10 protein-coding genes are annotated in these 13058 nt (G+C 68.3%); 2 read left to right on the top strand and 8 right to left on the bottom strand.

What is annotated here, in order from left to right; all coding sequences use genetic code 11:
* Positions 1–151: 151 nt before the first annotated feature.
* The gene (locus KF889_16055) at positions 152–502 is read right to left on the bottom strand and encodes a hypothetical protein (protein ID MBX3500953.1); all 351 of its coding nucleotides are present in this window, start codon (positions 500–502) and stop codon (positions 152–154) included.
* Between the two features lie 215 nt (positions 503–717).
* Here KF889_16055 and KF889_16050 point away from each other — a divergent pair, with 215 nt between their 5' ends.
* Positions 718–1149, top strand: a complete 432-nt coding sequence (locus KF889_16050) for a GFA family protein (GenBank protein MBX3500952.1) — start codon at positions 718–720, stop codon at positions 1147–1149.
* Positions 1150–1220: 71 nt separating this feature from the next.
* On the opposite strand, the gene KF889_16045 is transcribed toward KF889_16050, so the two are convergent.
* Both KF889_16045 and KF889_16040 read right to left on the bottom strand, forming a co-directional pair.
* Positions 1221–2939: a tetratricopeptide repeat protein gene (locus tag KF889_16045; GenBank protein MBX3500951.1), complete on the bottom strand. Its 1719-nt coding sequence runs from the start codon at positions 2937–2939 to the stop codon at positions 1221–1223.
* Positions 2940–3006: 67 nt separating this feature from the next.
* Positions 3007–3285 (bottom strand): hypothetical protein, encoded by a 279-nt coding sequence (locus tag KF889_16040; protein ID MBX3500950.1) that lies wholly within the window; start codon positions 3283–3285, stop codon positions 3007–3009.
* A 56-nt stretch (positions 3286–3341) separates the two neighbouring features.
* Between KF889_16040 and KF889_16035 the strand changes: the two genes are divergently transcribed.
* On the top strand, positions 3342–4673 hold the full coding sequence (locus KF889_16035; GenBank protein ID MBX3500949.1) for a YcaO-like family protein: 1332 nt from the start codon (positions 3342–3344) through the stop codon (positions 4671–4673).
* An 81-nt stretch (positions 4674–4754) separates the two neighbouring features.
* Here the strand turns inward: KF889_16035 and KF889_16030 are convergent, their stop codons facing one another.
* The 5 genes from KF889_16030 to KF889_16010 all read right to left on the bottom strand — a co-directional run bounded on the left by KF889_16030 (position 4755) and on the right by KF889_16010 (position 13056).
* Complete coding sequence (locus KF889_16030; protein MBX3500948.1) at positions 4755–5771, bottom strand: DUF72 domain-containing protein; 1017 nt, start codon at positions 5769–5771, stop codon at positions 4755–4757.
* A 142-nt stretch (positions 5772–5913) separates the two neighbouring features.
* On the bottom strand, positions 5914–9366 hold the full coding sequence (dnaE, locus tag KF889_16025; GenBank protein MBX3500947.1) for a DNA polymerase III subunit alpha: 3453 nt from the start codon (positions 9364–9366) through the stop codon (positions 5914–5916).
* Between the two features lie 230 nt (positions 9367–9596).
* Complete coding sequence (locus KF889_16020; GenBank protein MBX3500946.1) at positions 9597–10295, bottom strand: ABC transporter ATP-binding protein; 699 nt, start codon at positions 10293–10295, stop codon at positions 9597–9599.
* A complete protein-coding gene (locus KF889_16015) occupies positions 10288–11553 on the bottom strand; it encodes an ABC transporter permease (protein MBX3500945.1) in 1266 nt (421 codons plus the stop codon). The genes KF889_16020 and KF889_16015 overlap by 8 nt, the downstream gene beginning before the upstream one ends.
* 177 nt (positions 11554–11730) lie before the next feature.
* A complete protein-coding gene (locus KF889_16010) occupies positions 11731–13056 on the bottom strand; it encodes a lipoprotein-releasing ABC transporter permease subunit (GenBank protein MBX3500944.1) in 1326 nt (441 codons plus the stop codon).
* Positions 13057–13058: the final 2 nt, after the last annotated feature.

Genomic DNA, 13058 nt, shown 5'->3' with positions numbered 1-13058 from the left:
ACTCGTCGACCCTCGCGCAATCAAGCCTGGTGAAGGCGCGGGCACAGCGACGTGTCTCCGATGAATCCGCAATCAGCGTCCGGACCAACGTCGCGGGCGTGCGCAGCCGCTCAGACGCGGGGAGCCGCCAGGAACGGCGGATCAGGTCGCGTCAGTCGAGATTGCTGGATCGTGGAGGGTGAGGCTCGGGTGACGGTGCGGACCCGAACAGGAGCCGCACGGTCGGTGAAGGCAGCTCGCGTGCTTCCACCCCAACAATGGACAATGTCTGCGGCAGGGCTGCCACCACGGCCACGGTGCAGAGCGCGACGCTGCACCCGGTCGCCATCTTGCCAGAACCGTCGCCGCTGCAGCCGTCGCAGGCGCCATCGTCGCCCATGCCGTAGGAAACGGCCATCCTGGCCGCCATCTGGTTCGCCTGGACAACAGATGCGCTCATGCTCAAGGCGACCAGGAGCCCGAGCACCGTGCCAACGATCCGTCGCAGCCGCGAACGACGCATGGCTCACAGCATGAAGACAAATCCGCTCGGGGCAAGTGGTATCGCGTCACGGGCCTGTGACCTTGCGCCGTGACAGCGTGCGCTGCATGTCACGATCGACACGGCACTGGAACCCGGATCGCGGTCCGGCGAGCGAGCGACGGTCCAACGGCGGCCCGCCATTGGCAAAGGCGCCGGCCGGTGACCATAGTCCTCGATCCGAAACGGAAGGCAGCATGGCGACAGAGCACACGGGCGGCTGCGTCTGCGGGGCGGCGCGCTTCAGGACCAACGGCGCGCCGTTGCGCGTGACCATCTGCCATTGCACCTGGTGCCAGCGGCGCACCGGCACCGCCTTCGGCACCGAGGTGGTGTTCGCCGACGGCCAGGTGGCATTCAGCGGCACGCCGGTCACGCGTTATCGCCACGTCTCCGACGAGTCCGGCCGCTGGCTGGATGTCGAGTTCTGCCCGCGATGCGGCAGCAATCTCGGCTTCACCCTGGAGGCGGCGCCCGGCATCCGCGCCGTGCCTGCCGGCGCGTTCGACGACCCAGGCTTCATCGGGCCGGACCGCCTGGACATCCGCCACGTCTTCACCCGCTCGCGGCGCGACTGGGCTGAGCTGTCGCCGCTGGTCGAGACCTACGAGACGCATTTCAGGAAGTAGCCTCGAGTGCCTCCGCCAGCTTCCACAGAGTCCTTTGTCCGGTCCACCTCGTTGCGGCACCCGCCATTCTGCTAGGGCAGGCCCAGGCTGCGCAGGTCCTCGACCAGTGGCCACACATCCTCCCCGCGGCCGAACGAGAAGCGCCGCGCCCAACGCGCCGTCTCGAACATCGGGTCGATGCGCGAGATGGTTGCGGCATGTCGAGCAGCATCCGCTCGTGCGCCACGGCGCAACAACACCAGCGCCATGCCGACATGGGCCCCGAGGTAGTCGGGCTCGCGACTTAGCACGTCGCGGTAGCAGGCTAGCGCGGCGTCAATGCGCCCTTCAAAGAGATGAACGTTGCCCATGTTGCTAATGACCCACGCAGGGTTCACTGGGCTCAGCTCGAGAGCACGCGCGTACCAGCCCAACGCCTGAGCATGGTCACCTACCGCACGATTGAGTGTGCCGAGATAGCCTGCCATCTCAGAGCTTCGCGGCGCCAGGCCGACAGCACGGTGACCCTCGGCGATTGCTCCGGCATGGTCACCGTCCAGCAGGTGGATAAACGCTCGGAGGGCATGCAGATCCGGATACTCGGCCGTCAGGCGCGAGGCCCGCCGCTCAAGCGTCCGCGCCGCCGCGACGGAGGCGCCCTCGTCGAGACTCCAGCCGAGGCGTGCCTCGTCGATATGACAGAAAGCGAGCGCGACGATCGCCGCCGCATAGTCGGGATCGGCCTCCAGCGCCCGCCGGTAAAGCTCGCGCGCCTGGATGTGACTCTCCCGGTGATGCCGGCGTTCCAGTTCCTTTGCCTTTTGGAAGCTCTCCCAGGCCACCAGTGCTGTGGTCGAGCGATGCCAGAGGCGCGCCTGCTCCCCTTCGGTTAGCGAGATCTGTAGTCCCTCCAAAGCCTCACGGATGATTCTCGTCTGGACATCTGTGCTCGATCCTGAGGTGGAGCCGAAATGGTCGCTCCATATTGACCGGCCGGTCGCGAATTCGGTCAGCCGCACCGTCACGTTCAGCCCGCGATCCGTCTCGACCGTGCCGCCCAGCACGTAGACGCCGCGGTCGCGCGGCGGCAAGCGGTCGTAAACCGTCGCCGATCGCAGAGTGCCAAGGCAGGCAAGGAGCTGCTCAGCGAGGCTGAGGGACAGAGTTCGCGTTGCCTCGCGCGCATCCAGAGGCTGAAATGGCTGGACAACGATTGCCGGCGGCTCGCGCTCTGCTCCGGGAATGACAGTACCGCCTGCCAGATCGTCGGCTGTCTCTGCCGCCGCGCCACCGGCGTGAGTGGGCATACGTCTGACCGCGTACACACTGGTTGTCGGCAGGTTCTTGAGGCGGGTCGGCCCCAACGAACGGAAGGCCAATCCGCGCCGTTGGCGGACAACCTCGTACACGTTGCGGGTGACCAGGATCTGGTTCGGCTTGGCGAGCTGCTGCAAGCGGGCGGCCACGTTCACCGCGGATCCGAGCACATCGCCGTTGGCGTCCACCACCTCGCCGAGATCGATGCCGATGCGATAGCGCATCGAGACGCCCTCGGTCTGCCCGTCGGGCGATCCGGAAAGTGTACTGAGAAAAAGCAGGGCGGCGTCGAGCGCGTCGGTAGTGCTGACGAATTCACAGAGGAGGAAGTCGCCGGGGCTGGAGATCAGCCGTCCGCCGCGATGCTGCGCGACGCGTTCCATGAGCTTCCGCCCGCCGACCAGAGCAGCAAGGGTACGGTCCTCATCAGACGCCAAACGTCTGCTGAACGCTACCGCGTCAGCCGCGAGGATGGTGACGAGACGCCGCTCCATAGCGGCCTGTCACCTTGCCGATAGGCCGGACTGCCCCCAACCGACGCCGAAGCAGGCAGGCACGACACTACTCGCCGCATCCGCAGAGAACCACAACGCCAGCCATCTCGGCGCCGCCGGACGTCGGTGGTTCGGGGTAGTAAGGCACGATGATGTGTCTGAGGTTTTGCTCGTCCTTGACGAGCACGACGTCAGTCGACGAGGGCACATCGAGGACACCGGAGAAAAATGCTCGTGGATCGACGACGGCGGCGCTGTACTCGGTGTTGGACATCGCCGCCAGCTGGTGGATCTTCTCGCCTAGCTGTCGCAGCGTGGCTCCAGACTTCAGTTGAAACCTAGCCATGACCCCGCCCCCAGAATCAATGTTGCATACTTGGGTGCAACTACAGAAACTCTGTCATGAAACGCCATCCGACGCACGATCAGAATCTACAAGAACTTGCAGTGCCGAAGAGCAGCAAGGGCGCCGCCATCGACTGGCATCCTCTTGCCGCCGCGGCCACGGACTGGCTCGAAGAGCTGCCGGTTGGAGACGACGCCCCCTTTCGCGCGGTCATTGCCGGTGTCCGCCATCGGCCTGAGGCCCTCGGCGCACCGGGGCGGAGCGCACAACGTGTGACCTCGGGTCTCGGCCGGACGATCGAAGAAGCCCGACTCAGAGCCGCTGCCGAAGCCGCGGAGAGGTATTGTCTGACCTATGCCGCTGACCGGCCAGCCGCGGGCCGTCTGGCGCCAGGCTCGTCGCCGCGAATGCTGCATCCGGACCGTCTGCTGCTCGTCAGCCACGCGCAAGCGCGGATGGCACCGATGTGGAACTTGCGTCATCGCGATAAGCACGCCATCCCGCCGCCGGTTGATGCCACCATGCCGATCGACTGGATCGAGGCCGACGGAGTGGGGCGGCGATCGGCGATCCTCGTGCCGGCCGGGTTGATCCTGCTCGGTCATCCCGATCGCGTCAGAGCACCATGGCTGCGCGCAAGCAGCACCGGTGTCGCATTGGGCGGCGATGCCCGCGGAGCCGTCGAACGGGCGCTAGCCGAGGCCTGCGAACGCGACGCGGCAGCGATCTGGTGGTACAATCAACTCGCTCGCCCTTCGATGCCGGTCGACTGCGGCGGCTGGATCGGCGACGTCAGGCGATGGCTCCGTGCTCGGGGCCGCGGGCTTGAGTTCCTCGACCTCACACACGATCTTGGCATCCCAGTGGTAGCCGCGGTGTCGTGCGACAGCGACGGACGGCATCCAGCGCTCGCGACGGCCGCGGCGATGCAGCCCCTCGCGGCGGCCGAGTCGGCGTTGCGGGAAATGCTGCTCTTCCTGCTCAATCTCGGGCACTTGCGCGCGACAATGGAGCGGCGTGGCTGGGCGGCGCTCGACGAGAACGCCGCCAGCCTGCTGGCTTGGCATCTAACCGCAGGATGTGACCGGGACCGCTTTCTGATGCCGGCGCCTGCCGGCACATCGCCGCCCGCGCCGAGTCCTGGCGAGAAGGCGAGCGACCACGGGAGCGTCGCGGTGCAGCTAGACGAGCGCGGGATAGGCTGGTGGCTTTGCGATGTCTCTCGCGCCGACATTCCGGCCACAGTCATACGGGTGATAGTTCCCGACCTCCGGCCGACGTTGGCGCGGTTCGCGCCGGGCCGGCTGTTCGACGTGCCCGTCGAACTGGGCTGGCGGCGGCGCAAGACGCGCGAGGACCGATTGCTCGCCGAGCCGTACCCGTTCTGACGCCCGGCTGGTCACTATCCCCTCGTGTCGGTCATGAGTTGACCTGTCGCCGACCTTCAAGACCCCATTCCGCAAGCAGCGTCACCCCGCGGCCTCGATCGCCTCGGCAAGCTTCAGCAATGTGAGCGGCGCGCTGCCCTCGGCCTTGTTGTTGGCGATGACGAAGGCCGGGTGGCCGCCGCGCATGGCGGCGCGCACCAGTGTCGCGAGCCGGCGGCGCGTGTCGGGGTCCTCGTCGATGAGGCGGTTGAACGGGAAGTAGTGCGCCTTGGCCTCCTCGTATTTCAGGCCGGGCCTGAGGTTCCAGCGCACGATCAGCGGCCCTGACGGCGCGTAGTCGCCTTCGATGCAGTCGTCGAGCACGCGCAGTGCGTTTGCCTGGCGCTCGACGCCGGGCATGCGGTCGTGCAGGCCGACGACGTAGCGTACGCCCTGCCCGCTCAACATGCGCATCAGGCGCGGCGTGAGGAACTCGGGATTGCGCAGCTCGACGGCGTAGAGCGGCTTCAGGCCGCCGATCTCGCGCGGCAGCATCTCGAGGAAAAGGCCGAGGCGCTCGACCCACGCGAGGGGATCGCCGAGCATGCCGCGCGGCACCGGCGAGAACTGGAAGACCAGCGGGCCGGCGCGCCGGCCCAGGCCTTCGATCGCCGGGCCGATGAACTTGTCGAGCGCGATATCGGCGTCGAGGAACCAGCGGTTGGGCGCGCGGCCGCTTCCGTCCCCGGTGCGCATCACGGCGTCGGTGACCAGCGCCGGCCCTTTCACCAGGAAGCGGAAATCGGCCGGCACCTGCAGCGCGTAGGCGGCGAACTCGTCGGCCGTCATCGGCGCGTAGAAGCTGCGGTCGATGCCGACGGTGCGCAGCAGGCCGAGGGCGCCATAGGCCGGCAGGCCGTCGCGCGACAGGCTGGGCGCGGTGTGCTGGCCCTGCCAGACCAATCCCTGCCAGCCCGGGAACGACCACGAGGATGTGCCGAGATAGACGCCCGGCGGCGCGGCGCGGCGCAACGGCGAGCCCTCGGCCGGCGCCGGCAGACCGCCGCCGCGACGGCGCGGCGTGAGCGTGTCGCCGAGGAGCGAGGGTTGGATCGTCATCGATCCTTACCTTCCCCCGGAGGGGAAGGTGGCGCGAAGCGCCGGATGGGGGATGCCTCAACGAAGGAGGTGTCCGGCTTCGACATCCCCCTTCCGCCCTTCGGGCACCTTCCCCCTCCGGGGGAAGGGAAGGAAAAAGCGCTCACACCTCCTCCACGTGCTCGACGCCCGTGGTGCGGGCGATCTGGTCGCGGATGCCGGAGGCAATGGTGTAGCCGCCGGGCAGCGCCACCTCGACCTCAGTACCGGCGTCGAGCGACATCAGCAGGCGCACCAGCCCGCGGCCACCGGGCTTGCCGATGATCTCCTTCAGCCGGCCGAGCGCCACCGGATCGTTGAGCGTGATGCGCAGGCCGGCGGCGGCGTGGGCGACGGCCTCGTCGAGCTTCTCGACCGACTGCGCCGTCAGCTTGACCTGCTCGCCGTCGAGCCTGCCGTCGACCGACACCAGCACCGCCGTGCCGGGCTCGAGCAGCGGGCGCTTGCTGCCGAGCAGCTCGCTGAACACGGTGAGCTCGAAGGCGCCGGACTGGTCGGAGCACTGCACGAAGGCGAAGCGGTTGCCCTTGGCCGAGGTGCGCTCCTGGCGGTCGATGACCGTGCCGGCGAGCTTGATCCGTCCCGCCGTGCCGCGCGCCAGCATCGCCGGCAGGTCGGCGGCGCGGCTCACGCCCAGCCGCGCCAGGCTGCGCGCATAGGCGGCCAGCGGGTGCGACGACAGGTAGAAGCCGATGGCGCCGAACTCGTTCTGCAGCCGCTCCATCGCCGGCCAGTCCGGCAGCTTCGGCAGCGGCGGCCGGCGCTGCTTCGTGTCGTCGCCGAACAGGCTGTCCTGGCTGCTGCCACGCGCCTCGTGCGTGGCCTGCGAGTGACGGATCAGCGGCTCGATCATCGCGAAGGTCTGCGCCCGGTTGGCGTTCAGCGAGTCGAAGACGCCGGCTTTCACCAGGCTCTCCAGCAGCCGCTTGTTCAACACCCGCTGATCGAGCCGCTCGGCGAAGTCGAACAGGTCCTGGTACGGCCCGTTCTGCGCGCGCTCCTCGACCAGACGGGCCATTGCCTCGCGGCCGACGCCCTTGATCGCCGCGAGCGCGTAGCGCACGCCCTTGCGGTCGTCAGCCGTCGTCTCGACGGCGAAGTCGCCCATCGAGCGGTTGACGTCGGGCGGCAGCAGCGGGATCTGCTGGCGCTCGATCTCGCGGCGGAAATTGCCGAGCTTGTCGGTGTTGCCCATGTCCAGCGTCATCGACGCGGCATAGAACTCCACCGGATGGTTGGCCTTGAGATAGGCCGTCTGGTAGGCCACCAGCGCGTAGGGCGCGGAGTGGCATTTGTTGAAGCCGTAGCCGGCGAATTTCGCCACCTTGTCGAAGATCAGCGAGGCGCGCGCCGCCTCGACGTCGTTCTTGCGCGCGCCCTCGATGAAGGCGGCGCGCTGCGCGTCCATCTCCGACTGGATCTTCTTGCCCATGGCGCGGCGCAGCAGGTCGGCGCCGCCCAGCGAATAGCCGCTGAGCACCTGGGCGATCTGCATGACCTGCTCCTGGTAGACCATGACGCCGTAGGTCTCCTCCAGGATGCCCTTGAGCGAGGGGTGCAGGTAGTCGGGCGCCTCCTTGCCGTTCTTGACGCTGATATAGGTCGGGATGTCGTCCATCGGGCCGGGGCGATAGAGCGCCACCAGGGCGATCAGGTCCTCGAAGCGGTTGGGCTTCAGCTTGCTCAGGATGTCGCGCATGCCGCTGCCTTCCATCTGGAAGACGCCGTAGGCATCGCCCCGCGCCAGCATCCGGAAGGTGGGCGCATCGTCGAGCGGGATCTTGCCGATGTCGATCCTCTCGCGGCCGACCAGCTCGCAGGCCTTCTCGATCACGGTGAGCGTCTTGAGACCGAGGAAGTCGAACTTCACCAGCCCCGCAGTCTCGACCCATTTCATGTTGAACTGGGTTGCCGGCAACTGATCCTGGTCGTCGCTGTCGCGATAGAGCGGCACCAGCTCCTCGAGCGGCCGGTCGCCGATCACAACGCCGGCGGCGTGCGTCGAGGCGTTGCGGTAGAGCCCCTCGAGCTGCAGCGCCAGGTCGACCAGGCGCTTGATGTCGGGATCCTCGTCGTATTGCTGCTTGAGCAACTGCTCCGAGCCCAGCGCCTGAGCGAGCGTCACCGGCTTGGCCGGATTGTTCGGCACCAGCTTGCAGATGCGATCGACCTGCCCGTAGGGCATCGCCAGCACGCGGCCGACGTCGCGCAGCACGGCGCGCGCCTGCAGCTTGCCGAAGGTGATGATCGCGGCGACGCGGTCGCGGCCGTACTCCTCGCGCACGTAGCGGATCACGCGGTCGCGCTTGTCCTGGCAGAAATCGATGTCGAAATCCGGCATCGACACGCGTTCCGGATTGAGGAAGCGCTCGAACAGCAGGCCCCAGCGCAGCGGGTCGAGGTCGGTGATCTTCAGCGACCAGGCGACCAGCGAGCCGGCGCCCGAGCCGCGGCCGGGACCCACCGGGATGCCGTTGTCCTTGGCCCACTGGATGAAGTCGGCGACGATCAGGAAGTAGCCGGAGAAGCCCATCTGCTCGATCATGTCGAGCTCGTAGGTCAGCCGCTCCTGGTAGCGCGCGAATTCGATGTCGGGCGACAGGCGGCCGCCCGCCTGCAGCGCGGCCAGCCCCTGCTCGGCCATTTCCTTGAGCGCCTCCCGGTCGGCGCGGCCCTTGAGCTTGGTGTAACGCGGCAGGATCGGCTTGCGCGGCTCGGGCATGTAGGCGCAGCGCTGCGCAATCACCAGGGTGTTGTCGCAGGCTTCCGGCAGGTCGGCGAAAACCGCGCGCATCTGCTCGGCCGACTTGAAGTAGTGCTCGGGCGTCAGGCGCCGGCGATCGGCGTCCTCGACATGCGCGCCCTGGGCGACGCACATCAGCGCGTCGTGGGCGTCGAACATCGCTGCCTTGCCGAAATGCGCGTCGTTGGTGGCGACCAGCGGCAGGTCGTGGGCATAGGCGAGGTCGAGCAGCAGCGGCTCGACCCGCTTCTGCAATGCCTCGCCATGGCGCTGCAGCTCGATGTAGAGCCGGCCGGGGAAGAGCCGCTTCAGCCGCTCGACCAGCGCCGTCGCAGCCACCCCCTGCCCGTCACCCAGCAGCCGGCCCAGCGCACCGCCGGCGCCGCCGGTGAGCGCGATCAGCCCCTCGGTGCGGCCCTCGAGCTCGGCCATCGGCAGCGCCGCCATGGCGCCGGTCTTGTGGTGCAGATGCGCCTCGCTGACAAGGTGCAGCAGGTTGAGGTAGCCGGTCTCGTTCTGCACCAGCAGACAGAGCCAGTCGGCCTGCACCGCCCTGGTCCCGCCGCCGGCGAAGCCCTGGGCTTCCTCCTCGCGACGGATCGCAAGGTCGGCGCCGATGATCGGCTGCACGCCCGACTTGGCGCAGTAGCCCGAGAACTCCAGCGCGCCGAACAGGTTGTCGCGGTCGGTGACGGCGACGGCCGGCATCTGCATCGACTTGGCCAGCGACGCCAGCTCCTCGACGCGGATGGCGCCTTCGGCCAGCGAATAGGCGGAGCGCACCCGGAGGTGCACGAAGGGGGCATAACTCAACGGCGCGATCCTCGCGTTCTCGTTCTCTCGTGATTATCGCGGCAGCGGCCTGTGGATCGCCAGCAGTCTTCCTTCTCCCCGCGCTGGCGGGGAGAAGGTGCCCGAAGGGCGGATGAGGGGCTTCGCGGTGGTTCAACACCACAGGCCGCTGTTGTTGCGCGAGGAAGCCCCTCATCCGCCTCGCTGGCGCTCGGCACCTTCTCCCCGCCTTCGCGGGGAGAAGGAAGGCATCAAACCAGCACGCCCTCGCGCAGGGTGACGATGCGGTCCATGCGCGCTGCCAGATCGGGGTTGTGGGTGGCGATCAGGGCCGCCAGGCCGGTCTGGCGCACCAGGGCCAGCAACTGGCGGAAGACCGAGTCCGCCGTGGTCAGGTCGAGGTTGCCGGTGGGCTCGTCGGCCAGCAGCACGCGCGGGCCGTTGGCGACGGCGCGGGCGATGGCGACGCGTTGCTGCTCGCCGCCCGAGAGCTTGGCCGGGCGATGGCTCTCGCGCTCGGCCAGCCCGACCATCGCCAGCAGCTCATGCGCGCGCTTGCGCGCCTCCCGGCGGTTCAGCCCCTTGAGCATCTGCGGGATCATCACGTTCTCCAGCGCGGAGAACTCTGGCAGCAGGTGGTGATACTGGTAGACGAATCCGAGATAGCGGCCGCGCAGCGCCGTGCGGTGGGCGTCGCCGAGGTCGCCGGCCGTCTTGCCCTCGAGCAGCACCTTGCCGGCATCCGGCTTCTCGAGCAGGCCGGCGATGTGCAGCAGGGTCGACTTGCCGGCGCCCGAGGGTCCGACCAGGGCGACGATCTCGCCCGGTCGCAGCTCGAGGTTGGCGCCGCGCAGCACCTCGAGCGCGCGATCGCCCTGGCGGAAGGTGCGCCTGATATCGACCAGCGCCAGCGCCGGCGGGGCGCTCTTCGGCGTCGTCGTGTCATTCATGGCGCAACGCCTCCACGGGTTCGAGCCGGCCGGCGCGCCAGGCGGGATACATCGCCGCCACCAGCGACAGGCCGAGCGCGATCAGCAGCACGCTGGCGACCTCCCAGTAGTCGACCCGCACCGGCAGGTTGGCCACCCAGGTCGAGCCACCGCCGTCCATGCCGCCGGTCGCCCAGCTCAGCACGGCGGTGACCGCCGGCATGTTGGCGCAGACCAGCAGGCCGAGCGCGCCGCCCAGGATGGTGCCGATGGTGCCGACGCTGGCGCTGGCCAGGAAGAAGATGCGCACCACGCCGCCGCTGGTGGCGCCCATGGTGCGCAGGATGGCGATGCCCGGCGTCTTGGTGCGCACCAGCATGGTGAAGCTCGCCACCACGTTCATCGAGGCCACCAGCACGATCAGGCTGAGGATGATGAACATCAGCACGCGCTCGACCTCGAGCGCGCCGACCAGGCGGGAATTGAGCGAGCGCCAGTCGGCGAAGCGCAGCTCGTCGCGCCCGGTGCGCTTCCCGAGATCCTCGAGGCCCTTGAGCACCGCGGCGAGGTGCTTCTGGTGATCGATGACCTCGATCTCGATCGAGGTCACGGCATTCCGGGGGATGTTGAAGTCATCCTGGATCAGGTCGAGCGGCACGATCGCCAGGGTCAGGTCGAACTCCCAGCGCTTGACCAGGAAGCTCGCCAGCACCTTGTAGGTGACGTCGCGCGCCGTCAGCGTGCCGTTCTCGTTGCGCGAATAGGTGATGACGGTGAACGTCGTGCCGTAGGACAGGCCCAGCGCCTGGCGCAGGCGTTCGCCCATGATCACGCCGGCCTCGGTCTCGAAGAGCTGCGGATCGCCGCCGACGATGCCCTGGCGGATGATCGAGCGCTGCAGCGCATCCTCGACGCGCATGCCGCGCAGCTGCACGCCTCTCGTGAGGCCGCCGCCGCTGACCACGGCCTGGCGCTCGATGATCGGCGTCACCGAGCGCACGAAGGGCACGGTCGCGATCTGCCGCGCCAGGTCCTCGTAGTCGCTCAGCAGGCCCTTGGCCGACGACGCCCTGATATGGCCGTTCATGCCGATGATGCGTCCGAAGATGTCGCCCCTGAAGCCGTTCATCACGCTCAGCACGACGATCAGGGTGGCGACGCCCAGCGCCACGCCAATCAGCGCGAACCAGGCGATGAAGGAGATGAAGCCCTCGCGCTCGCGGCTGCGCAGGAAGCGCCAGGCGATGGTGCGCTCGGTGGAGGTGGGGAAGAGGCTCATGACGTCTCTCCCTTCTCCCCGCGAAGGCGGGGAGAAGGTGCCCGAAGGGCGGATGAGGGGCTTCGCGGCCGTCGAACGATAGCGGTAGCCGTTGAGAGGTCGCGAAGCCCCTCATCCGCCTCGCTGGCGCTCGGCACCTTCTCCCCGCCTTCGCGGGGAGAAGGAAAGAAGACCCCCCTACCCACGGCGCAGGCCCTCGATCGGATCGAGCCTGGTCGCCACCCAGGCCGGGTAGATGGTGGCGAGGAACGAGAACAGCAGCGCCATCGCCGCGATGCCGGCGATCTCGTCCCAGGCGATGCGCGCCGGCAGCTCGGTGAGCTGGTAGAGCTGCGGATCGAACAGGGTCAGGCCGAGCGAGCATTGCAGCCACTGGCGGATGGCCTCGATGTTGTCGGCGAAGGCCACGCCCAGCCCGACGCCGAGCGCCGTGCCGGCCAGGCCCAGCCCCATGCCATCCATGAAGAACACGCGCAGGATGGCGCCGCGCCCGGCGCCGATGGTGCGCAGGATGGCGATATCGGGCCCCTTGGTGCGCACCAGCATCATCAGGCTGGAGACGATGTTGAAGGCGGCGACCAGCACGATCAGCGTCAGCACCAGGAACATCACGTTGGTCTGCTGCGCGATGGTGGCGAAGAACGAGGAGTTTGCCTCGATCCAGTTGAAGGCGAAGTACTTGTGGTCGAGCGCGGCGTTGACCTGCGGAATCAGCGCGTTGTAGGCGCCGGGATCCGTGGCGAAGACCTCGATCAGGCTGGTTCGGCCGGGCGTCTCGAAGAAGTCGCGCGCGTTGTCGATCGAGGCGTAGACGAAGTTGGTGTCGTAGTCGAACATGCCGACCTCGAAGATCGCGCCGACCTCGAAGCGCCGCGTGCGCGGCAGACGGCCGAGCGGCGTGTCGACGCTGTTGGGCGAGACGATGGTCACGACCTCGCCCACCGACACGCCCAGCACCTCGGCGAGCCGCGCGCCGATGGCCACGAAACGACCGCGCGACAGGCTCGACAGCTCGCCCCTGCCCTTTGACGCGGTGCCGGGCGCCGCGGCCGCCGCGACCCGGCAGACGCCGCGCTGCGGCGCGGCCGAGCCGGTGCCCGAAACCGAATCGGCGATCGGCTTGCGCAGCATCAGGTCCTCGGGCCGCATGCCGCGCAGCATGATGCCGCGCACCTGCTCGCCGGCGGCGACGATCGCCTGGCCCTCCAGCACCGGCGACAGGCCGGCGATGCCGGGGATGGCCTTGACCTTGGCCTCGATCGCCGCGAAGTCGGTGATCGGCTCGCGGCCGGCGCTGATCGCCAGGTGGCCGTTGACCGAGGTGATCTGGTTCAGAAGCTCGACGCGAAAGCCGTTCATCACGGCCATCACCACGATCAGCGTGCCGACGCCCAGCGCGATGCCGCCCAGCGAGAAGCCGGCGATGATCGACAGGAATCCCTCGTCACGGCGCGCGCGCAGATAGCGCAGCGCGATCAGCCTCTCTACAGCGGCGAACGCCATGC

It is taken from the genome of Alphaproteobacteria bacterium, assembly GCA_019635875.1.
Taxonomy (GTDB): domain Bacteria; phylum Pseudomonadota; class Alphaproteobacteria; order Reyranellales; family Reyranellaceae; genus JAFAZJ01.
This window is presented reverse-complemented; position numbering and strand designations above follow the sequence as displayed.